Genomic DNA, 22,873 nt, shown 5'->3' with positions numbered 1-22,873 from the left:
ATGAAAAATGCGAAAATATATAATGATCGAGTACATAAATCGTGATAAAGAATAAAACGATAAAAGAATAGGCGTAAATAATATGGAGCAATTTTCGCCTTTTAAACGTGACCGTATGTTTTTTTTTCAATCTAAACATCTGTACCACCATTCTTTCATCATGCTCTAAGCAAAGAAGAAGCCATTTACCTAGAGCATGATTGTTACTATTTGACTATAGAAATAGACGAAGCTTTAAAAGATAACGCCACTCTACCGTTTTGACAATAAGGCATGACTTCTAGATTTTCAAAAGTCACTTTAATCGGCTTTCCATCTTTCATTTGTTCTGAATCAATCTGTGGTGTTTGTCCTTCGATTTTGACTTGAATTTTATCCCAATTGTATTCCTTCAAAACGATCGGATACCTATAGCCCGCGATTTCACCTGTATTTTTTCCGTCGATAAACCGAGTATAAGGTGAAGGCGGTTCGACCAATAACATTTCTTGTCCAAGTTTAGAAATATCAATAAGTTCTTTAACGTTGATAGACATTTCTTAAACCTCCTAAATTGTATTTTCGGTTTACGTTAATTGTTTATGAAAACCGTAATTTTATTTTTATAATACCATATATTTTTGATTATACAAGTATTATTTTCAAATATTTGAAATAAAAGTTTGAGGAAGGTATATTTAAGGTTATAAAAGTACGTAAAACAAAAATGTAAAATGTAGAAAGGGGTAGAAGAGAATTATGTTTGAATATAATAAACGAAGCATAGGTTCAAGGATTCGGCAAATTAGAAAAGAAAAACAAATGACGTTAAAAGAATTCAGTCAATTATTAGATGTGCCTATTAGTAGTATTAGTTCTTGGGAGAGAGGTGCTAATGTACCGAGCTCTCAAAACTTAAAATTGCTTTCGGAAAAAACAGGAGTAGATAGCAACTGGATACTTTATGGGGATATAGCTGATTATCTACAGGATATATTTGATCACTATCATTTAAATGAAGTGATTAGCGAAGAAAAATTCTTTGAGTTAGAAGAGGTTTTAAAAGAAATGAATTATAAACCGGGGGATTTTAAGCGATTCAAAGACACGGCAACGCTTATTATTCCTAATTTTGAAGAGTTGATTAATCATGAAGATGAGGAACAGACATTATCTGTACACATGTTGAAAAATGAATTTCCAATATTGAATGACTATCATTTCCAAACGAATTTCTTGCCGTTACTTCAGGAATTATTGTCAGATGAGAATAAAGAAATCAACAGTGATATTATTTTATTTTTACTGGATTTATTATCTAGAATGAATGATACAACAAAACCTGTAGTTAAAAAGATCTTTAGAGATTTAAATTGGTTATTAAGCAACAATATTTTTCGACTGGAAAGAGAACATCAGAGCAACCACCCTTCTTTTGGTGGAATTCATTCAGCCGAAGCATATGAAAAACAGAAAGATAGGGATTACAGAAATATTAAAGATGATGCTGAACAGCTAATTCAAGAGATAAGTACAAGACTGATAGATGTCGTGGAATTAAATTATGAACAATTTAAAAAGCGAAAACACAAATCCATTTTTTAATGTTTACGGAGGGAAAGTCATGCAAACAAAAATTAATCAAGCCATTAAAGAAGTGCTGGAACAGTTCGGAGAGAAATATTTTATTGAAGAACAATTAAATAAAAGTAAAGTCATTCAAGATTTAGACGCTTACGATAAGGATTTACTAAGTGCATTGATTAAGAATGAAACGATCAAAGACAACTTCACCATTACGATTAACGGTCATATGGTTTTCGAAACTAATAAGTTAATCGAAATGTTTGAAGCGGACGAATATTGGCAGGATTCTTATACAAAATACTCGAAGAAAATCGGATTAACCGCCGGGGGAAAATTTATTCATGAATCGACCGATGTCGTATTGGATTTCCCTTACAAAGATACAATCCTCAAAGCAAGTATGTCGAAAGAAGACACAGATAAAGACGACTTGCGACCAGATGAGCCGTTTTTGAATGAAGTCATCGCCAAAGAAGAGATTGATGTGTTGCTAGATAAGAAAATTTTAGTGAATGCGAAAAAATATGATGAAAACGGTGTGCGTGCAATCGATCGTTTTGATGAAAATGATAATTTGATTATCAAAGGGAATAACTTGCTTGCCTTACATACGATAAAAGAAAGATATGCAGGGAAAGTGAAGTTGATTTATATTGATCCGCCTTATAATACAGGGAACGATAGTTTTAAATATAATGATAGATTTAATCATTCGACATGGTTAACATTCATAAAAAACCGTTTAGAAATAGCAAAAGATTTTCTTACTCAAGACGGTGTGATTTTTGTTCATTGTGATAATAATGAGCAAGCCTATCTAAAGGTTTTAATGGATGAAATATTTGGTCGAGAACAGTTTATTGAAACGATAACAATTGTTAATAACCCTCGCGGACGTGATTACGGTGGAATAGCAAATATGCATGAATTTATTCATGTATATGCAAAGTCAATATCTGACTATAAAATTTACAAAATTACTGATTTAGATAAGGAATTTTCTTATGAAGATGAAATTGGAGGATATGAAATAAGGGAGCTACGTAACAGAAATACAGCGTTTCATATTGGGAATCGCCCTAACTTGTACTATCCATTTTATGTTAATCCAAATAAAGAATTAGATAATGGTTTTTTTGAATTGTCACTTGAACCTAAAGATGGTTATATTGAAGTTTATCCTGCAAAGTCTATGGGAATACAAACTGTCTGGCGATGGGGAAAAGAAAAAGCCAAAAAAAACTTAAATGTCAATGTCGTCGGTAAAGCAATGAAAGAACCTGGTAGGTATATGATTGTTGAAAAATACAGAGATAATTCCCAAATGGCTAGATCTGTTTGGGCCGATAAAGCAGTAAATTCTGAAAGAGGAACAGTTCACCTTAGAAAATTATTTGGAAAAAAAGTTTTTTCTTTCCCAAAACCTGAAGATTTGCTACATCGTATTTTAAGTATTGCTACAAAAAAAGATGATTTAGTATTAGATTTCTTCTTAGGATCAGGAACTACTGCAGCTGTTGCGCATAAAATGAATCGTCGATATATCGGTATCGAACAAATGGATTATATAAACACAGTTTCAATTCCACGCTTGCAGAAGGTAATAGAAGGTGAACAAGGTGGAGTATCAAAACTAGGTGATGTGAATTGGCAAGGTGGGGGAAGTTTTGTTTACGTAGAATTAATGGAAAAAAATCGCGGCTTCTTAAAAGCCATTCGAGATGCCCAAACACCAGCCGACTTACGGAAAGTATTTGATTTCATGTTAGAAGAAGCGGACATTGATTTCCGTGTCGATTTAGAAAAAGTAAGAGATACCTTGCATGAATTATCGCTTGAGGATCAAAAGAAAACGTTATTTAAGATTATCGATAAAAACCAACTTTACTATAACTATTCGGAAATCGATGATGAAAATGTTCGAGATTTAATTTCAGATCATGATTATGCCTTTAATAAAAGCTTTTATGAAAGGGGAGGGGAATAAACATGTCAAAGAAGAAAAAGCAGTTGCCCTTGCCTTTATACGATGAATTAGTCGCACTTGATCAAAATATATTTAACGAAGAAGGGGCTTGGCATACGCCCGACTATATTACTGAAAACATAGTACACACCTTCAGATACTATCAAAATGCCGCCCTTCGCTTTTTTCATTACTCACAAGTTGCCAAGGAGTTTCGTCATCGCAAGATCAATCATGTTTTATTTAATATGGCAACAGGCAGTGGAAAAACAGACTTAATGGCGGGACTCATTCTATACCTTTATCAAGAACACGGGTACCAAAATTTTCTTTTCCTCGTCAATACTAAGGGAGTTTTAAACAAGACAATTGATAACTTAACAAACAAGTCGTCTGATAAGTATTTGTATACCCCTGACATTGAAATCGATGGTAAACGAGTAGAAATCAGACGAGTATCAACATTTCCTAAAATACAAAGCAAAAACACAATTTATTTAAAACTTGATACGGTACAAAGTGTAGCATCAGACATTTATACGCAAAAAGAAAATGCCATGGGTGAAGAAGATTATGCACGAGATAAAGTTGTCATTTTAGCAGATGAAGCCCATCACTATTCGGCTTCTACAAAAACAGAAAAAGAAATGGAACGGTCTTGGGAAAAAGCCATTGAAACGATTTTAAATGCACGAAAAGACAATAAATTGCTCGAGTTTACCGCAACCATCGATCTTGATAACAAAAACATTTATGAAAAATATAAAGATAAAGTAATTTATCGATACGCATTAGATCGGTACATTCAAGATAAATATTCAAAAAACGTCAAACGAATCCAGTCGAGTAATAGAGATGTTGACAACATGCTGAATGCGGTTTTATTAAGCGAATTTAGACGAAGATATGCGTTAGAAGAACATGGTATCTATATGAAACCTGTCATTATGTTTAAGTCGCAACGAATTGACGCCTCCAATCAAGCGCATGAAACGTTTAATGAACTCATTAAAAATTTATCGGTTGAATCTTTAAAAGCATTTTTAGAGAGACAGACTCAGATGACAAGGGAAGATAGCAGTGAAACATTAGCTCTTGCTTATGACTATTATCGAAAGAAGGAAGAACATCTAGCTGATATAATTCGAGAGATAAAACGTGAATTTTCCCCTAGTCGAATCATTAACGCAAACGATACAGATCGAACAGGTTTGCTGGAAAAAGGGCATTACGAAGCGTTAAACAGTTTAGAAAGCCCGACGAACCTTTATCGGGTCATCTTTGCCGTGGCTAAGTTGACTGAGGGTTGGGATGTATTAAACTTATATGATATCGTTCGACTCAGTGATGATCCAAAAACAAAAGGAACAAAAGCGACCACGATGTCAGAAGCGCAATTAATCGGTCGAGGTGCTAGATATTATCCTTTTTTGTTAAATGGTGAAAAATCATTTAAAAGGCGATTTGAAGATGACAGTAAAGACAGTCTCATTTTAGAAACATTGCACTATCATACGATTAATGAACCACAATATTTGAAAAACTTAGTTGAAGCGTTAGATGAAATGAATTTACCGACAGGTATGGATGGAAAAAATCCGTTACTGGATGTAAAAGTTAAAAAAAGCTTTAAAAAGACGGATGTTTGGAAATATGGGAAAATATATTATAACGAGACGGTTGAAGTGAGTGATGATTATTATGATTCACTAGATAAGTACGGTGTAGATAACAAGAATGATATTATTGTTCCTTATCTTTTTTCTTATCAAGAGCTTGAATATAAAGCTCGTGAAGTAACAGGCGATATGACGAATACCCATCATGTTGTCGTTGAATTTGACAAACGTTATGTCCATAAAGTGATGAATCGCCTTTCATTCTATCACTTTCATCACTTGAAAAAATATATTCCTTTACTCAAATCAAGAGAACAGTTTTTAGGTGAAAATTGGTTAAATATTTTCAATCGAACGGTTTATGCAATCGTTCCCCGTTCGATGACAAAGGATGATCTTAGACCGAATGAAAAACTGAAGATACTAGAAACATACTTTATGGATGTGGCAAAAAAAATTAAAACCGGGTATAGCAAACGTCGTGGCACGAATAAATTTATCGGTTACCCAATCAGGGAATACTTAACCGACTATCGTAAACGTGTACCTAACTATGATACGTCAAGAATGTTGTTGGATACAAACCCACAAAAAGTAAAGAGATTTGAAATCAAAGAAGATTACTATGTTTATGATTCAGCGATTATTAATCAGACGGAAAAACAGTTGATCGATCGAATCGGTGAAAGAGTGGCGGAGTTAAAAGAAAAATATTCAGATGTGTATTTAATCAGAATGGACGAAAATATGCATCGGGAATCGGCCAAAAGTCATAAATTAAAGTTACATCAATTTGGTTCGAATAATAAAGAAATACGATTACAAGGATTTCAACCTGACTTTATTCTCTACCTGAAAAATGCTGATTTCATCGTCCAAATCTTTATTGAACCAAAAGGAAGGAATATTGAAGAAGAACAGTGGAAAGAGGACTTATTGCTGTATATAAACGAACATGAAGCTGAAATCATGTTTGAAGATGAAACAGAAGATGTAAAAATTAAAGGGGTTAAATTCTATACGATGAATGATGGAAGAAATACATTGAAACAGATCGGTGAAATTGCATTAGGACGAGCGTTTAAGGGCTTAAGTGTTCAAGATTTCTAATTAAATATAGTCAAAATATCAAACTTATTACAACTGTCGTATAAAATGTGTTAAACGTATTGGAGTGATTCGGTTGTCAGGAAAATTAATACGCTTGTTTTTAGTCGACGGGAATCCGAATGGTCTTCGAACGGTAGAAATCTCCAATATGACGATATACACGACCATCTTTCCTAGATCAAAACTAAAAGATTTTTTACAAAGAGAAGAATCCAGAAAAGCAGGCTGTTATTTATTGATTGGAAATGATATCGCAACACCGGAAGAAACGATTGTTTATATTGGTGAAGGCGAAATCGTCAGGGAACGATTAAAGTCACATTCTCTGGGAGGAAAACAAAAAGAATTTTGGGATGAAGCTATTGTTTTTACTTCAAAAGACGATTATATCACGAAAACACAAATACAGTTTCTTGAAGCGGAGTTATGTAGGTTAGCAGTTGATGCAGGAAAAGTAAAATTGGATAATGGAACCAGACCATCAAAACCTACTTTATCTGAAGTAGACAATGCCGAGATGGAACAATTTTTAAGTGCGATTCAATTGATTTTATCATCCATCGGTATAGATATATTAGAGTCCGAAAGGATATCAAACAATCAAGAGGACAAACAAAAACAGGAAAAAATTTTTGAGTTTAAAATTAAAAATGCGACAGCAAAGATGAAAATAGAAGATGACAAATACATTGTTTTGAAAGGATCAACTGCAGTTGTTGAAAACAGGCCTTCAGCTGGAAAATCAATTAAAACGATGCGAAAGACTCTTATCGATAAAGGGATTATGAAACTTACAGAACAAAGGGATTTATATCGGTTTGAAGAGAACTACATTTTTACAAGTCCAAGCTATGCAGCTGCTGCCATTTCAGGTGGAGAAGAGAACGGCAGAGTGCGATGGAAATATAAAGGGAAAAGCCTTAATCAAATAGAAAAAGAAGAAATAGAGTAACGATTCAGAAGCAATTGCTTCTATCTTTATGATTTTATTAAGCGTAGCCAAACACGTAGTCAAATTTATCAAATGCCCCCGCAAATGTTGATTTGACCGTGTTTTGAGACGAATAATTCGAGCCCCCTATGCTCCATTTAAAAAACCCTTGTTTACCAAGGGTTTTATTATTTCTTCATAAAAAATGAGTTTTTTGTGATAATATTCGTCTTCAATGAAAAGATGAAGGAAAAAGCTTTTCCGTAAAGATTGTATAAATCTACTGATTGAATTTATAAATATATTTTGTGATAAAAAAAGTTTGTAAAAAATGCAAATATAAATCCGAGTGGAAACGAAAAAATGACGGACCAACCGTTCACTTTTCCGTTTTCTTCGCTTATTCTTATAGCTTCTTTATATCCATATGCAAAATGGAAAATGGATAAAAAATAAGCAATAATTAAGAAAGCCAGATCCATTTTTATCCCTCCCGCTTTTGTCTCTCTAAATTTTATATATTCATGCTTGTCCATTTTTAATACAAAAAAATAAATGCTATGGCTGCATCAGCATTCTGCTTTTATTTGTACTTGGCTGCATCGCGTCTTTTTTTAAGTTGAGGAAACTATCGTCTCGATCGATAAATTGCTTCACAGTGTCAGGTTTCAATCCGGTGAAATCGTGTTTATGAAAACGGTGATGCTGACAAATGCTTGACATCGATTTTCCTTTGGCTCGTTAGATAGAAATTTTAGCGGATCACAAACAGTAAGAGGTGCTTAACAATGCGTTTGTTTGTGGTAAAATATGTTCTAACAGATAATTATTTGAATGAGTATGCTTTCGTCTACTAAATCAATTTTTGTCTAACGACTATCAAAAATAAATCTTTTTTTATAAAAATTTATATTGCAATTAGTGGTTAATGGTGATAGAATATCAAATGTCGTTAAGATCAATGAGACATTAGTCATGAATAAAAAATTACTTTTTAAAAAAACTCTTGACATTTTGCTCTGAATAGTTGTATATTGAAAAAGTCGCTGTAAAAATACAGCGGAAAATGATCCTTGAAAACTGAACAAAACGAAAAGCGTGCCTGTTGATTCTGACAAGAGCATTTGGTGACAAACTTTTTTTGGAGAGTTTGATCCTGGCTCAGGACGAACGCTGGCGGCGTGCCTAATACATGCAAGTCGAGCGGACCGAAGGGAGCTTGCTCCTTTAGGTTAGCGGCGGACGGGTGAGTAACACGTGGGCAACCTGCCCTGCAGACTGGGATAACTTCGGGAAACCGGAGCTAATACCGGATAACACCGAAAACCGCATGGTTTTCGGTTGAAAGGCGGCTTTTAGCTGTCACTGCAGGATGGGCCCGCGGCGCATTAGCTAGTTGGTGAGGTAACGGCTCACCAAGGCGACGATGCGTAGCCGACCTGAGAGGGTGACCGGCCACACTGGGACTGAGACACGGCCCAGACTCCTACGGGAGGCAGCAGTAGGGAATCTTCCGCAATGGACGAAAGTCTGACGGAGCAACGCCGCGTGAGCGAAGAAGGTCTTCGGATCGTAAAGCTCTGTTGTCAGGGAAGAACAAGTACCGTTCGAACAGGGCGGTACCTTGACGGTACCTGACGAGGAAGCCACGGCTAACTACGTGCCAGCAGCCGCGGTAATACGTAGGTGGCAAGCGTTGTCCGGAATTATTGGGCGTAAAGCGCGCGCAGGCGGTTCCTTAAGTCTGATGTGAAATCTCGCGGCTCAACCGCGAGCGGCCATTGGAAACTGGGGAACTTGAGTGCAGGAGAGGGGAGCGGAATTCCACGTGTAGCGGTGAAATGCGTAGAGATGTGGAGGAACACCAGTGGCGAAGGCGGCTCTCTGGCCTGTAACTGACGCTGAGGCGCGAAAGCGTGGGGAGCGAACAGGATTAGATACCCTGGTAGTCCACGCCGTAAACGATGAGTGCTAAGTGTTAGAGGGTATCCACCCTTTAGTGCTGCAGCAAACGCATTAAGCACTCCGCCTGGGGAGTACGGCCGCAAGGCTGAAACTCAAAGGAATTGACGGGGACCCGCACAAGCGGTGGAGCATGTGGTTTAATTCGAAGCAACGCGAAGAACCTTACCAGGTCTTGACATCCCCTGACAACCCTAGAGATAGGGCGTTCCCCTTTCGGGGACAGGGTGACAGGTGGTGCATGGTTGTCGTCAGCTCGTGTCGTGAGATGTTGGGTTAAGTCCCGCAACGAGCGCAACCCTTGACCTTAGTTGCCAGCATTCAGTTGGGCACTCTAAGGTGACTGCCGGCTAAAAGTCGGAGGAAGGTGGGGATGACGTCAAATCATCATGCCCCTTATGACCTGGGCTACACACGTGCTACAATGGGTGGTACAAAGGGCAGCGAAACCGCGAGGTGGAGCGAATCCCAAAAAACCACTCTCAGTTCGGATTGCAGGCTGCAACTCGCCTGCATGAAGCCGGAATCGCTAGTAATCGCGGATCAGCATGCCGCGGTGAATACGTTCCCGGGTCTTGTACACACCGCCCGTCACACCACGAGAGTTTGTAACACCCGAAGTCGGTGGGGTAACCCTTACGGGAGCCAGCCGCCGAAGGTGGGACAAATGATTGGGGTGAAGTCGTAACAAGGTAGCCGTATCGGAAGGTGCGGCTGGATCACCTCCTTTCTAAGGATATATACATTGAAATAGGGTGCGCTTTTCCGTTTTGTTTAGTTTTGAAGGATCATATCCTTCTTGATTGTTCTTTGAAAACTGGATAACGGAAAGACATTCACGAATAGATCGCTCATGTTAGGAAGAAACGGTTAAGTTAGAAAGGGCGCACGGTGGATGCCTTGGCACTAGGAGCCGATGAAGGACGGGACAAACACCGAAATGCTTCGGGGAGCTGTAAGTAAGCGTCGATCCGGAGATGTCCGAATGGGGGAACCCACTGCCCGTAATGGGGCAGTATCCATACCTGAATCCATAGGGTATGGAGGGCAACCCGGGGAACTGAAACATCTAAGTACCCGGAGGAAGAGAAAGCAACAGCGATTCCCTGAGTAGCGGCGAGCGAAACGGGAACAGCCCAAACCAAGAGGCGTGCCTCTTGGGGTTGTAGGACACTCGATTAAGGAGTGACAAAGGAACGGGGTAGACGAAGAGGTCTGGAAAGGCCCGTCAGAGAAGGTAACAACCCTGTAGTCGAAACTCCGTTCCCTCCCGAGTGGATCCTGAGTACGGCGGGACACGTGAAATCCCGTCGGAAGCAGGGAGGACCATCTCCCAAGGCTAAATACTCCCTAGTGACCGATAGTGAACCAGTACCGTGAGGGAAAGGTGAAAAGCACCCCGGGAGGGGAGTGAAAGAGAACCTGAAACCGTGTGCCTACAAGTAGTCAGAGCCCGTTAACGGGTGATGGCGTGCCTTTTGTAGAATGAACCGGCGAGTTGCGATTTCGTGCAAGGTTAAGCCGAAAGGCGGAGCCGCAGCGAAAGCGAGTCTGAAGAGGGCGAAATAGTACGAGGTCGCAGACCCGAAACCAGGTGATCTACCCATGTCCAGGGTGAAGGCAAGGTAACACTTGCTGGAGGCCCGAACCCACGCACGTTGAAAAGTGCGGGGATGAGGTGTGGGTAGGGGTGAAATGCCAATCGAACTTGGAGATAGCTGGTTCTCTCCGAAATAGCTTTAGGGCTAGCCTCAAGGGAAGAGTCTTGGAGGTAGAGCACTGATTGGACGAGGGGCCCCCATCGGGTTACCGAATTCAGTCAAACTCCGAATGCCAATGACTTATCCTTGGGAGTCAGACTGCGAGTGATAAGATCCGTGGTCAAAAGGGAAACAGCCCAGACCGCCAGCTAAGGTCCCAAAGTATACGTTAAGTGGAAAAGGATGTGGAGCTGCTTAGACAACCAGGATGTTGGCTTAGAAGCAGCCACCATTTAAAGAGTGCGTAATAGCTCACTGGTCGAGTGGCTCTGCGCCGAAAATGTACCGGGGCTAAACGTATCACCGAAGCTGCGGGTTGACACCGTTGGTGTCAGCGGTAGGAGAGCGTTCTAAGGGCATCGAAGCCGGACCGGAAGGACCGGTGGAGCGCTTAGAAGTGAGAATGCCGGTATGAGTAGCGAAAGAGGGGTGAGAATCCCCTCCGCCGAAAGCCTAAGGTTTCCTGAGGAAGGCTCGTCCGCTCAGGGTTAGTCGGGACCTAAGCCGAGGCCGAAAGGCGTAGGTGATGGACAACAGGTTGATATTCCTGTACCACCTCCTCACCGTTTGAGCAATGGGGGGACGCAGGAGGATAGGGCAAGCGCGCGGCTGGATGTGCGCGTCCAAGCAGTTAGGCTGGCAAGCAGGCAAATCCGCTTGCCGGAAGGCTGAGCTGTGATGGCGAGGGAAAGGAAGTACCGAAGTTCCCGATTCCACACTGCCAAGAAAAGCCTCTAGCGAGGTGAGAGGTGCCCGTACCGCAAACCGACACAGGTAGGCGAGGAGAGAATCCTAAGGTGAGCGAGAGAACTCTCGTTAAGGAACTCGGCAAAATGACCCCGTAACTTCGGGAGAAGGGGTGCTCATCAAGGTGATAAGCCATGATGAGCCGCAGTGAAAAGGCCCAGGCGACTGTTTAGCAAAAACACAGGTCTCTGCGAAACCGTAAGGTGAAGTATAGGGGCTGACGCCTGCCCGGTGCTGGAAGGTTAAGGGGAGCGCTTAGCGAAAAGCGAAGGTGCGAACCGAAGCCCCAGTAAACGGCGGCCGTAACTATAACGGTCCTAAGGTAGCGAAATTCCTTGTCGGGTAAGTTCCGACCCGCACGAAAGGCGTAACGATCTGGGCACTGTCTCAACGAGAGACTCGGTGAAATTATAGTACCTGTGAAGATGCAGGTTACCCGCGACAGGACGGAAAGACCCCGTGGAGCTTTACTGCAGCCTGATATTGAATGTGGGTACAGCTTGTACAGGATAGGTAGGAGCCAGAGACGCGTGAGCGCCAGCTTGCGCTGAGGCGACGGTGGGATACTACCCTGGCTGTACTGACATTCTAACCCGCGCCCCTGATCGGGGCGGGAGACAGTGTCAGGTGGGCAGTTTGACTGGGGCGGTCGCCTCCTAAAAGGTAACGGAGGCGCCCAAAGGTTCCCTCAGAATGGTTGGAAATCATTCGGAGAGTGCAAAGGCAGAAGGGAGCTTGACTGCGAGACCTACAAGTCGAGCAGGGACGAAAGTCGGGCTTAGTGATCCGGTGGTTCCGCATGGAAGGGCCATCGCTCAACGGATAAAAGCTACCCCGGGGATAACAGGCTGATCTCCCCCAAGAGTCCACATCGACGGGGAGGTTTGGCACCTCGATGTCGGCTCATCGCATCCTGGGGCTGTAGTCGGTCCCAAGGGTTGGGCTGTTCGCCCATTAAAGCGGTACGCGAGCTGGGTTCAGAACGTCGTGAGACAGTTCGGTCCCTATCCGTCGCGGGCGCAGGAAATTTGAGAGGAGCTGTCCTTAGTACGAGAGGACCGGGATGGACGCACCGCTGGTGTACCAGTTGTCCCGCCAGGGGCACCGCTGGGTAGCTATGTGCGGAAGGGATAAGCGCTGAAAGCATCTAAGCGTGAAGCCCCCCTCAAGATGAGATTTCCCATCGCTAAACGCGAGTAAGATCCCTTGAAGATGACGAGGTAGATAGGTCCGAGGTGGAAGCGTGGTGACACGTGGAGCTGACGGATACTAATCGATCGAGGACTTAACCAAGAAAGAGCATCTATTCGTGAAGGAACCGTTATCTAGTTTTGAAAGAATTATGGACTTTTATTTACTTTGCATATGTCCTCTGGTGATTTTTGAATTGGAGGATTAGCTCAGCTGGGAGAGCACTTGCCTTACAAGCAAGGGGTCGGCGGTTCGATCCCGTCATCCTCCACCATACAGTATATCGATTCAGCTCAATTGGCAAAGCACGGTCGAGATATCGTCTTTCATGCTGCTTCATCGTACCAATTGAACTTTTCCTTGGACAAGATTTCTAAGATTGGAACGACGATCAAATGAAGCAAGACTGATTATTGATTGTTGTATTCATCATGCCGGTGTAGCTCAATTGGCAGAGCAACTGAATCGTAATCAGTAGGTTGGGGGTTCGATTCCTCTCGCCGGCATCATTAAAGGTGTTGCATATTGAGCAGGAGCTTTTAGATTAGTCGTCAGAGTAACGAGCAATGCTTCGACGAACAATCAGAGAGTTGTCCCGACGCATCCAGCGTTTTCGAGAAAACTGGAAGAGGAAGGGGCATATGACCGATTTTTAAGAAAAAATTACTTTATATGAGCCATTAGCTCAGTCGGTAGAGCAACGAGCAAGGCTTCATCGAATAAGCGACGAGTTGTCCCGACGCATCCAACATCCTCGAAAAGACTGGCAGAGGAAGGGACATCTGACAAATGAAAAATGGATTAGGAGAAAAAATTTTTTTATGAGCCATTAGCTCAGTCGGTAGAGCATCTGACTTTTAATCAGAGGGTCGGAGGTTCGAATCCTCCATGGCTCACCATTTTGACGCGGGTGTGGCGGAATTGGCAGACGCACTAGACTTAGGATCTAGCGCCTTACGGCGTGGGGGTTCAAGTCCCTCCACCCGCATAATACGCGGAAGTAGTTCAGTGGTAGAACACCACCTTGCCAAGGTGGGGGTCGCGGGTTCGAATCCCGTCTTCCGCTTTTCTCTGCCGGGGTGGCGGAATTGGCAGACGCACAGGACTTAAAATCCTGCGGTAGGTGACTACCGTACCGGTTCAAGTCCGGTCCTCGGCACCATATTTGCGCCCGTAGCTCAATTGGATAGAGCGTTTGACTACGGATCAAAAGGTTAGGGGTTCGACTCCTCTCGGGCGCGCCATATCGGGAAGTAGCTCAGCTTGGTAGAGCACATGGTTTGGGACCATGGGGTCGCAGGTTCGAATCCTGTCTTCCCGACCAGGGAATTTAAAGGGGGGCCTTAGCTCAGCTGGGAGAGCGCCTGCTTTGCACGCAGGAGGTCAGCGGTTCGATCCCGCTAGGCTCCATATTTAATTTGGCGGTGTAGCTCAGCTGGCTAGAGCGTACGGTTCATACCCGTGAGGTCGGGGGTTCGATCCCCTCCACCGCCATTTTTCGGACCTTTAGCTCAGCTGGTCAGAGCAGACGGCTCATAACCGTCCGGTCGCAGGTTCGAATCCTGCAAGGTCCACCATCTTTATTATATGGAGGAGTACCCAAGTCTGGCTGAAGGGGTCGGTCTTGAAAACCGAGAGGCGGGTCAAACCGCGCGGGGGTTCGAATCCCTCCTCCTCCGTCATTATTATCGCGGGGTGGAGCAGTCCGGTAGCTCGTCGGGCTCATAACCCGAAGGTCGCAGGTTCAAATCCTGCCCCCGCAACCAATGGTCCCGTAGTGTAGCGGTTAACATGCCTGCCTGTCACGCAGGAGATCGCGGGTTCGATTCCCGTCGGGACCGCCATTAATTATTGATTCAACAGCTGTAGGAGGAATTTTTCAAGTACAGCAGGTTGTGTCAATGAATTCTTTCTTTAATGATGGATTGTACATAATTTTTTATCGGAGTTTTACGGCTCGGTAGCTCAGTCGGTAGAGCAAAGGACTGAAAATCCTTGTGTCGGCGGTTCGATTCCGTCCCGAGCCATTGTTTTATTAATTGCGGCGACTGTGGCGAAGTGGTTAACGCACCAGATTGTGGCTCTGGCATTCGTGGGTTCGATTCCCATCAGTCGCCCCATTTGCCTATAGTAGAGATAGATAATATGGCATTGAAAATAAGTATTTATTTCTATTATCAGCTTATTATGCGGGTGTAGTTTAGTGGTAAAACCTCAGCCACGAGCAACACTTCAATGAATAATCTGCGAGTTGCCTCGACGCATTTACATCCTCGAACAATGCTGGAAGAGGAAGAGGCATGGAAAATGCGTGTTTATCATTTAAATAGAAAAATAAATATTTTCGTGCGGGTGTAGTTTAGTGGTAAAACCTCAGCCACGAGCGACACTTCAATGAATAATCTGCGAGTTGCCTCGACGCATTTACATCCTCGAACAGTGCTGGAAGAGGAAGAGGCATGGAAAATGCGTGTTTATCATTTAAATAGAAAAATAAATATTTTCGCGCGGGTGTAGTTTAGTGGTAAAACCTCAGCCTTCCAAGCTGATGTCGTGGGTTCGATTCCCATCACCCGCTTAATATGGGCTTGTAGCTCAGCTGGTTAGAGCGCACGCCTGATAAGCGTGAGGTCGGTGGTTCAAGTCCACTCAGGCCCATTGCTATTTTTTAAGCAGCTTAGTTGGGCAATTGACATTGCTGCAATTGTCAGTCAATAGCTGTTCTATTTGGCAAAATGCCTTAAATTTTTTTTATATTCCGCAGTAGCTCAGTGGTAGAGCATTCGGCTGTTAACCGAACGGTCGCAGGTTCGAATCCTGCCTGCGGAGTCATTTCGAAATCAAAAAAAGCGTTGCAGTTTGCAACGCTTTTTTTGTCTTCTTGTAATTTTAATCATTTTTCGTATATGGTTCTTTTTCTGTTAATGGAAGATCTCCCCATAAAACTGTTAAATCCTCTTCATCAAGCATTTTTTCATATCGTTTATGTTCATGTGACGGATAGACGTTTACGTTTTTTCCCTCAATATCTGTATAAATGAAGTTTTCAATATCTTCAATATATCCAATTTCATCATCGGAATTATACATATCTCCGTACGATAACGGTGGAGTTCTTACATCTTGCGGTGTTTCTGACGTTCCGTATTCGATAACATCTTGAAAATAATCATACGGTTCAGTAACAGCGGTATTTTCATGGTCGATTTGAGAGGATCCGTGAAAAGTCGCATCAAGTATTTCTTCCTCTACAGGTCTTTCATGAGAAATCGTTTGAACTAGAGTATGTTCTTTGCATGTTTTGGCTGTCGGTATGGCTTTAAGACGGTCTTCATCAATTTTTTTTCCGCAGACAGAACAAGTACCGTATGTGCCCTCATGAATTCTTTCTAATGCTTCAACGATCTCTTCATATTCTTTTTCTAAATGTTTATTTAATGCTAAATCTTTTTCTCTTTCATACAGTTCGGTCGCATCGTCTCCGGGGTGATTGTCGTAGCTGGAAAGCTCTCCAGTTGATTCATGGTCCAGCCCTTTTTCCAATTGAAAATGATCGTTATTGTCCCAACGTTTTTCAATCTCACTTTTCATGAATATTAATTGCTTTTGGAAATCCTTTAATTTTTTTTCGTCCATGTCCATATGAAAGACACCTTCTTTTTTAGAATCTAAAGCTATTTTGGACGAAAAGGAATAAATTATAACTTTAAAATCATGAAAAAAATTCACCTTTGCAGTCATAAATTTCATCATCATTTTAAAACACGTCAGGAAAGGATTGCTGCTACCGCGCCTTTTTTAACGCTATGCTTTGAAGCTGATGGCACTTGAAAGGCTAACATAACATCATTCGCTGAGAAACAGGCTGGCTATCCGATAAAGAGGCTGTGACCTATCGAGATGTTTTTTCAGGACAAAATATTTGCTCAGCATATTGAAATTGCGAGTGGATGATACAGAACAAATTTCACAGTAAAGCTTAATAAAAAAACACGATAGTAAACATACTATCGTGTTACTGAGATATGATGGTGCTTATGAGCAAACCTGCAGCAAGCAAAAAGCCTAATAAAGTGTTTGTTTGCGATGTTGCTTTCATGGCCGGCATCATTTCAATAGGCTTTTTTTTGCCGACAAATCGCTTCACCGCCTGAATAGCTTTTGGAATGCTAAGAAAAGCAAGAATAGACCACCATGTGGAATAATCAAAAATGATCATAATAAAAATGAGACAGTAAGAAACAATAAACATAATTGCTAAAAATCGAATTGCATTCTGGCGGCCAAGCAAAATTGCTAATGTTTTTCTTCCGTTTTCCTTATCGCCGTCTAAGTCTCTTATGTTATTCGCAAGCATGATGGCGCCGATCGTGATCGCAATCGGGATCGAATGAATGAAAGCTGTTGAAGTTAGATAACCTGTCTGAATAAAAAAGGAAATAAGGATAATAACGACTCCCATAAATAAACCTGAAGCTAGCTCGCCAAACGGCGTGTAAGCGATTGGATATGGACCTCCAGTATATAAGTATCCTACTGCCATACAAATTGAACCGACTAATGCCAACCACCAGCTTGACTGGAGACAGATGTAAATTCCCAATAGGATAGAGACAACAATACATGTGATTGCTAAATTTAAAACGGTTTGGGGCTTGAAGCCATTTCGGACAATTGCTCCTCCAATTCCGACAGATTCTTCTGTATCAAGACCTCGTTTATAATCGAAATATTCATTAAATAAGTTTGTGGCTGTTTGAATTAACAACGAGGCAGTAAGCATCGTAAGAAAAAGTCCAATATGAATGGGTCCTACTTGCAGTGCCAAAAGAGTTCCGACAATCACGGGGACAAATGCTGCAGTTAATGTATGGGGTCTTAAAAGCATCCACCAAGCCCGAAACCCTCGTTCAGCTTTTATAATGGGTACATTATGTGACTCCGTTTTAGGATGCATAATATGTTCTCTCCTTTATTTCATTCTGAAAACGAAAGCTATTCCCCACAACCTAGTCTAGAAAAATGTCGAAAGAGTGTCAATTGTTTTTCATTGGAATAAATGCTCAAGCCCCATCAAAAAGCTGAGGCAGTTTGTTTGCTTGTTGTTTTGCATTGCGTCATTCTATAATATAGTTGACATAAATTTTGAACAGGTGTATCTTAATATAAGCTATTTTTCGGTTATGGAGGGATCATCTTTGGTTTCAATTCCATGTTCAGATACATTGAGGGATAAAGTTGCGAATGCTGTCAATCATGTCAAAAAATATTCCCATCCAATCATTTTAAGTTATGTATTTGAAATCAAGGAGAAAGATCCGCTCCAGATTTTCTCAAGCTTTCAATCGGCTTATGCAGGGAAAAGATTTTATTGGGCGACACCTGATCGTACATTTATCCTTTGTGGAATTGGTGTTGAGCTAGAATTGACGACAGACAAAAAATTTTCCAACCGTTTTTTTGACATTTATTCAAAGTGGAAAGATTGGAAAGAGCATATACAAATTGAAGGCGCCCATCCGATTGGAACGGGTCCGCTTCTTTTTGGGGGTTTTTCTTTTGACCCTTTAAAAAATGCGAATTCTTCAAAATGGAAACCGTTTCATGAAGCACGATTCACTTTACCTTCTTTCATGATTACAAAAATTGGCCGTCACACACTTGCTACTATAAACAGGTTAATTCAATCAACTGATGATATAAATGAAATTATAAATCATTTCAATACATATGAATACACCTTAAAGAAAAAAAATGAAGACACAAATTCTTTTTTGAATTTTACCATCAAAAAAGAAAGTTTGTTTCATAAAAAAGAGTGGATGGCAGCTGTTGAAAAAGCAACAGAACAAATAAAACAAAACCGTTTTGAGAAAGTCGTATTGGCAAGGGAAATGCTGCTGGAGTTTGAGGGATCGATTGATATACATTATGTTTTATCAATGTTAAATGAACATCAGCCTAATTGTTATTTATTTGTTGTTGAAAATGAAGGAAAAACGTTCGTTGGCGCAACTCCTGAGCGGCTTGTAAGCAAGAGAAACCAAAAAGTTCAGTCTGCATGTGTAGCAGGATCAATTAAAAGAGGAAAAACAGTGGAGGCAGACGAAGAATACGCTCAGATGCTGCTTTCAGATACAAAAAACATTCATGAACATCAAATTGTTGTAAAAGCGATCGAAAAAGTGTTCCGTGAATATTGCCAAGAAGTGCAACTACAAAACAATCCAACGATTTTAAAAACGCCGAATATTCAACATTTGTATACACCTGTTGAAGGAACCGTTAAAAAAGGTTTTACGTTGATTGATTTTGTAGAAAAATTGCATCCGACCCCTGCGCTTGGCGGCTATCCGAAAGATGCTGCTCTAGCATTTATTCGCAATGAAGAACCTTTAGAGAGAGGCTGGTATGCTGCTCCGGTTGGATGGATGGATGATCAGGACAACGGAGAATTTGTCGTTGCGATCCGTTCAGGTCTGCTCGATGAGCAAAAAGCTTATTTGTACGCAGGATGCGGGATTGTTGGAGATTCGAAGCCGGAAGAGGAATACAGGGAGACAGAAATCAAATTTGGACCTATGCAGCATGCATTAGGGGGAAAACTGAATGAAAAATAAAAATCTATCTGACTATGTCATTGCATTTGTAAATGGATTAATTACAAAAGGTATTTCTGAAGTTGTGATTAGCCCAGGTTCACGATCTACCCCGCTTGCGATCACATTTGCAGAGCATCCGAAAATACATACTTATATTAATATTGATGAACGATCTGCAGGTTTTTTTGCTCTTGGATTGGCTAAAAAACAAAGAAAACCAATTGCTTTGCTTTGCACATCAGGAACAGCTGCAGCAAACTATTATCCAGCTATCATAGAAGCCCATTATTCACGCATCCCTCTTGTGATTTTAACGGCTGACAGACCTCATGAGCTGCGGGATATTGGAGCTCCACAAGCAATTGATCAAATTCATCTGTATTCGAACTATGTGAAATGGTTTGTTGATTGCGCTCTTCCTGAAAGCAGTCAAACGATGCTGTTATATATAAAAAATATCGCTCAACGGGCGGTCCAAACTGCAAATGAAAATCCGAAAGGACCAGTCCATATCAACTTACCTTTCCGAGAGCCGCTTTTGCCCGATCTATCGAAAATCCATCAATTGCAGAAGTCTCTTCATATTGAGCCAGTGGTGGAAACAAAAAAGCTGGTCGAACATGAGCAAATTGAACGGATTGTGGATGAAATCGATTCAAGCGAGAAAGGACTTATTGTATGCGGGGAATTACATAACAAAGAGTTTCGTGAACAAGTTTTGGCACTAGCAGAGAAATTGAAATTCCCGATATTAGCGGATCCGTTGTCCAATTTACGCTTTGGCGAACATTCTAAACATTATATTATTGATTGTTATGATTCCATTTTAAAAACGATGGGAAAGAAAGCGTATCTGAAACCTGATGTCGTCCTTCGTTTTGGTGCAATGCCCGTCTCAAAACCGCTGTTTCTATTGTTAAGAGACCATCCTGAAATAAAGCAAATTGTGGTTGATGGTGATGGCGGTTATCGTGATCCTACTTTATCAGCAGAACATGTTCACAGTGATGAAGCCTATTTATGTGAAATGCTGATCAAAAAATGTAAAGATAAACAGGAAACATCCTGGTGCAAAAAATGGAAACAAGTAAACAATCTCTTTCGAGAGTATTTGTCAACGCCGGTCATTGAGGAAGATTCTTTATTTGAAGGAACGGTATATGTCGAATTGCAAAAATTGCTCCCGGATCGCTGCAATGTATTTGTAGGAAACAGCATGCCGATTCGAGATGTCGACACGTTTTTCCATAACAGTGATAAAAATATTACGGTTTATGCCAACCGGGGAGCGAACGGAATTGACGGAGTCGTTTCGACAGCCCTTGGGATTTCTGCAGCTAGTCATGAAAAAACTATTTTAATCATAGGGGATTTATCATTTTATCATGATTTAAATGGACTCCTTGCTGCAAAACAAAATAAATTGAACTTAACTGTTTTATTAATTAATAATAACGGCGGCGGCATTTTTTCATTTTTGCCGCAGGCGGATGAAAAGACGCATTTTGAACAATTGTTTGGCACCCCGACCAATTTAGATTTTCAATATGCAGCCAGCTTATATAGTGCACATTATAAAAAAATTTCCACTTGGGAAGAATTCAGAAGCGAGTTTCAATTCTGCATGAATAGAGATGGATTAAATATTATTGAAATCCCGACCAATCGACATTCACGAGTCAACGAACAGAGAAAATGGCTTCGTTCTGTTTCCTGGGAAATAGAAAGGATGTTATGATGGGAAAATTGGCCGTTCGAAATGTGAATTATTGGGCTGAAACGTTTGGAAAGGGGGAGCCACTTGTTCTCCTTCATGGTTTTACAGGAAGCGGAGAAACCTGGGGATTTTTGAAAAATAGTTTAAAAAAATACCAGCTAGTACTTATCGACATCATCGGCCATGGTCAAACAGATTCGCCTGAAAATCCTGAAAGATATCGGATGGAAGAAGCAGTTGAAGATCTAAAAGAAATATTGCTTTCATTCAATATTCGAAAAGCGCATGTGCTCGGGTATTCAATGGGCGGAAGATTGGCATTGAGCTTTGCAATGAGACAGCCGGAATTTGTGAAGACTTTAATATTGGAAAGCAGTTCTCCTGGATTAAAAACTGAAAAGGAACGAGAGACGAGAAGGCTGCAGGACGAACAACTTGCCCAAATGATTTTGGACGAAGGGATTGCGGCATTTGTACAACATTGGGAAAATATCCCTTTGTTTTTAACGCAAAAGTCTCTCCCGCCTGCCGTCAAGGACAAAATAAGAAAGGACCGGCTGAAAAATAATGCAATTGGATTGGCAAACAGTTTAAAAGGAATGGGAACTGGCGTTCAACCTTCATGGTGGGGAGCATTAAAAAGTTTCAACATCCCTACATTATTAATTTGCGGTGAAAGGGATCTTAAGTTTTGCAAAATTATGAAAGAAATGAACCAATTGATTCCTTGCTCTGAATTAAAGGTCGTGCCGCAGGCCGGACATGCAGTTCATGTGGAACAGTCAAAATTTTTTGGTAAAATAGTAGATGAGTTTCTCCAACATTTTTCTACATATTAAAGGAGGATAAAAATGGGATTTCCTTGGGTAAAAGAACGAGAATATGATGAAATCATTTATGAAACGTACAATGGGATAGCAAAAATTACGATGAATCGTCCTCATGTACATAATGCATTCACACCAAAAACGGTCGCGGAAATGATCGATGCTTTTTCCTATGCGCGGGACGATGATAAAATTGGTGTAATTATTTTGACAGGTGCTGGTGATAAAGCGTTTTGCTCAGGCGGAGATCAAAAAGTGCGGGGGCATGGCGGATACGTCGGGGATGATAAAATTCCTAGATTAAACGTTTTGGATTTGCAACGGCTTATTCGGGTGATTCCAAAACCGGTTATTGCGATGGTGAACGGATATGCAATTGGAGGAGGACATGTTCTGCATGTCGTGTGTGATTTAACGATCGCATCCGAGAATGCAATTTTCGGACAAACAGGCCCAAAAGTTGGAAGCTTTGATGCGGGATATGGAGTGGGACTGCTTGCCCGGCTTGTTGGTACGAAAAGAGCTCGTGAAATATGGTATTTATGCCGTCAATATAATGCGCAGGAAGCTTATGAGATGGGCTTAGTCAACAAAGTTGTCCCATTAGAGCAGCTTGAAGAGGAAACTGTCAAATGGTGTGAAGAAATTTTGGAAAAAAGCCCAACTGCTATTCGCTTCTTGAAAGCTGCATTTAATGCAGATACAGATGGTCTCGCCGGTCTCCAACAATTTGCGGGGGATGCGACATTATTGTATTATACAACAGATGAAGCGAAAGAAGGACGAGATGCATTTAAAGAGAAAAGAAAACCTGATTTCAAACAATTCCCGCGTTTCCCATAAAAAGAACAAGCAGCTTGATGGCGATGCATCGA

Annotated in this window: 12 protein-coding genes, 19 tRNA genes and 2 rRNA genes; 29 read left to right on the top strand and 4 right to left on the bottom strand. The window is 41.2% G+C overall.

The genetic code is table 11. The annotated features are described in order from the left end of the window. Positions 1–206: 206 nt before the first annotated feature. Positions 207–536: a hypothetical protein gene (locus NSQ61_RS10995; RefSeq protein WP_340806983.1), complete on the bottom strand. Its 330-nt coding sequence runs from the start codon at positions 534–536 to the stop codon at positions 207–209. 202 nt (positions 537–738) lie between these two features. Here NSQ61_RS10995 and NSQ61_RS10990 point away from each other — a divergent pair, with 202 nt between their 5' ends. The 4 genes from NSQ61_RS10990 (at position 739) to NSQ61_RS10975 (ending at position 7,213) form a co-directional block, all read left to right on the top strand. Beyond that, on the top strand, positions 739–1,584 hold the full coding sequence (locus NSQ61_RS10990; protein WP_340806981.1) for a helix-turn-helix domain-containing protein: 846 nt from the start codon (positions 739–741) through the stop codon (positions 1,582–1,584). Positions 1,585–1,603: 19 nt separating this feature from the next. After that, positions 1,604–3,553: a site-specific DNA-methyltransferase gene (locus NSQ61_RS10985; protein ID WP_340806979.1), complete on the top strand. Its 1,950-nt coding sequence runs from the start codon at positions 1,604–1,606 to the stop codon at positions 3,551–3,553. Between the two features lie 2 nt (positions 3,554–3,555). Then, positions 3,556–6,261, top strand: a complete 2,706-nt coding sequence (locus NSQ61_RS10980; RefSeq protein WP_340806977.1) for a DEAD/DEAH box helicase family protein — start codon at positions 3,556–3,558, stop codon at positions 6,259–6,261. Between the two features lie 73 nt (positions 6,262–6,334). Continuing rightward, entirely contained in the window at positions 6,335–7,213 is an 879-nt protein-coding gene (locus NSQ61_RS10975; RefSeq protein ID WP_340806974.1) for a GIY-YIG nuclease family protein, read from the top strand. 272 nt (positions 7,214–7,485) lie between these two features. On the opposite strand, the gene NSQ61_RS10970 is transcribed toward NSQ61_RS10975, so the two are convergent. Next, positions 7,486–7,674 carry a hypothetical protein gene (locus tag NSQ61_RS10970; protein WP_063387041.1) on the bottom strand — a complete coding sequence of 63 codons (189 nt, stop codon included), beginning with the start codon at positions 7,672–7,674 and terminating at the stop codon, positions 7,486–7,488. Between the two features lie 656 nt (positions 7,675–8,330). Here NSQ61_RS10970 and NSQ61_RS10965 point away from each other — a divergent pair. The 21 genes from NSQ61_RS10965 to NSQ61_RS10865 all read left to right on the top strand — a co-directional run bounded on the left by NSQ61_RS10965 (position 8,331) and on the right by NSQ61_RS10865 (position 15,681). Beyond that, positions 8,331–9,884 (top strand): 16S ribosomal RNA (locus NSQ61_RS10965). A gap of 138 nt (positions 9,885–10,022) precedes the next feature. Next, positions 10,023–12,954 (top strand): 23S ribosomal RNA (locus NSQ61_RS10960). The 16S and 23S rRNA genes sit together here with 19 tRNA genes alongside, the layout of an rRNA operon. Before the next feature lie 96 nt (positions 12,955–13,050). Beyond that, positions 13,051–13,126, top strand: a tRNA-Val gene (locus NSQ61_RS10955). A gap of 159 nt (positions 13,127–13,285) precedes the next feature. Next, positions 13,286–13,358: transfer RNA gene (locus tag NSQ61_RS10950), tRNA-Thr, on the top strand. Between the two features lie 317 nt (positions 13,359–13,675). After that, a tRNA-Lys gene (locus NSQ61_RS10945) sits at positions 13,676–13,751 on the top strand. A 7-nt stretch (positions 13,752–13,758) separates the two neighbouring features. Next, positions 13,759–13,840 (top strand) — tRNA-Leu (locus NSQ61_RS10940). Between the two features lie 6 nt (positions 13,841–13,846). Further along, a tRNA-Gly gene (locus NSQ61_RS10935) sits at positions 13,847–13,918 on the top strand. A 7-nt stretch (positions 13,919–13,925) separates the two neighbouring features. After that, positions 13,926–14,014: transfer RNA gene (locus NSQ61_RS10930), tRNA-Leu, on the top strand. 5 nt (positions 14,015–14,019) lie between these two features. After that, positions 14,020–14,096 (top strand) — tRNA-Arg (locus tag NSQ61_RS10925). A gap of 3 nt (positions 14,097–14,099) precedes the next feature. Next, positions 14,100–14,176, top strand: a tRNA-Pro gene (locus NSQ61_RS10920). A gap of 13 nt (positions 14,177–14,189) precedes the next feature. Next, a tRNA-Ala gene (locus NSQ61_RS10915) sits at positions 14,190–14,262 on the top strand. Positions 14,263–14,272: 10 nt separating this feature from the next. After that, a tRNA-Met gene (locus tag NSQ61_RS10910) sits at positions 14,273–14,346 on the top strand. 6 nt (positions 14,347–14,352) lie between these two features. Beyond that, positions 14,353–14,429 (top strand) — tRNA-Ile (locus NSQ61_RS10905). Between the two features lie 12 nt (positions 14,430–14,441). Next, a tRNA-Ser gene (locus NSQ61_RS10900) sits at positions 14,442–14,531 on the top strand. Between the two features lie 10 nt (positions 14,532–14,541). After that, positions 14,542–14,618 (top strand) — tRNA-Met (locus NSQ61_RS10895). Between the two features lie 2 nt (positions 14,619–14,620). Next, a tRNA-Asp gene (locus tag NSQ61_RS10890) sits at positions 14,621–14,696 on the top strand. Positions 14,697–14,806: 110 nt separating this feature from the next. Continuing rightward, positions 14,807–14,879, top strand: a tRNA-Phe gene (locus NSQ61_RS10885). A 17-nt stretch (positions 14,880–14,896) separates the two neighbouring features. Then, positions 14,897–14,972: transfer RNA gene (locus NSQ61_RS10880), tRNA-His, on the top strand. A gap of 387 nt (positions 14,973–15,359) precedes the next feature. Beyond that, positions 15,360–15,430, top strand: a tRNA-Gly gene (locus tag NSQ61_RS10875). 6 nt (positions 15,431–15,436) lie between these two features. Further along, positions 15,437–15,510, top strand: a tRNA-Ile gene (locus tag NSQ61_RS10870). A 99-nt stretch (positions 15,511–15,609) separates the two neighbouring features. Further along, positions 15,610–15,681 (top strand) — tRNA-Asn (locus tag NSQ61_RS10865). Between the two features lie 60 nt (positions 15,682–15,741). Here the strand turns inward: NSQ61_RS10865 and NSQ61_RS10860 are convergent. Next, positions 15,742–16,494, bottom strand: coding sequence for a TraR/DksA C4-type zinc finger protein (locus NSQ61_RS10860; RefSeq protein WP_340806973.1), 753 nt, complete (start codon positions 16,492–16,494; stop codon positions 15,742–15,744). 373 nt (positions 16,495–16,867) lie between these two features. Continuing rightward, positions 16,868–17,809 (bottom strand): 1,4-dihydroxy-2-naphthoate polyprenyltransferase, encoded by a 942-nt coding sequence (locus NSQ61_RS10855; RefSeq protein ID WP_340806969.1) that lies wholly within the window; start codon positions 17,807–17,809, stop codon positions 16,868–16,870. Positions 17,810–18,050: 241 nt separating this feature from the next. Between NSQ61_RS10855 and NSQ61_RS10850 the strand changes: the two genes are divergently transcribed. The 4 genes from NSQ61_RS10850 to menB are packed head-to-tail and all read left to right on the top strand — an operon-like array spanning position 18,051 to position 22,841. Further along, on the top strand, positions 18,051–19,472 hold the full coding sequence (locus tag NSQ61_RS10850; protein WP_339229502.1) for an isochorismate synthase: 1,422 nt from the start codon (positions 18,051–18,053) through the stop codon (positions 19,470–19,472). Continuing rightward, the gene (gene menD / locus NSQ61_RS10845) at positions 19,462–21,192 is read left to right on the top strand and encodes a 2-succinyl-5-enolpyruvyl-6-hydroxy-3-cyclohexene-1-carboxylic-acid synthase (RefSeq protein WP_340806965.1); all 1,731 of its coding nucleotides are present in this window, start codon (positions 19,462–19,464) and stop codon (positions 21,190–21,192) included. Before NSQ61_RS10850 ends, menD begins: the two co-directional genes overlap by 11 nt. Then, positions 21,189–22,010 (top strand): 2-succinyl-6-hydroxy-2,4-cyclohexadiene-1-carboxylate synthase, encoded by an 822-nt coding sequence (menH, locus tag NSQ61_RS10840; RefSeq protein WP_430732322.1) that lies wholly within the window; start codon positions 21,189–21,191, stop codon positions 22,008–22,010. The genes menD and menH overlap by 4 nt, the downstream gene beginning before the upstream one ends. A 12-nt stretch (positions 22,011–22,022) precedes the next feature. Next, positions 22,023–22,841: a 1,4-dihydroxy-2-naphthoyl-CoA synthase gene (gene menB, locus NSQ61_RS10835; RefSeq protein WP_063386561.1), complete on the top strand. Its 819-nt coding sequence runs from the start codon at positions 22,023–22,025 to the stop codon at positions 22,839–22,841. The last annotated feature ends 32 nt before the right edge of the window (positions 22,842–22,873 follow it).

The organism is Aeribacillus sp. FSL K6-1121 (genome assembly GCF_038003725.1).
GTDB lineage: Bacteria > Bacillota > Bacilli > Bacillales > Aeribacillaceae > Aeribacillus > Aeribacillus composti.
The sequence above is the reverse complement of the archived record's forward strand: the minus strand, read 5'-3'. Positions and strand labels throughout refer to the sequence as shown.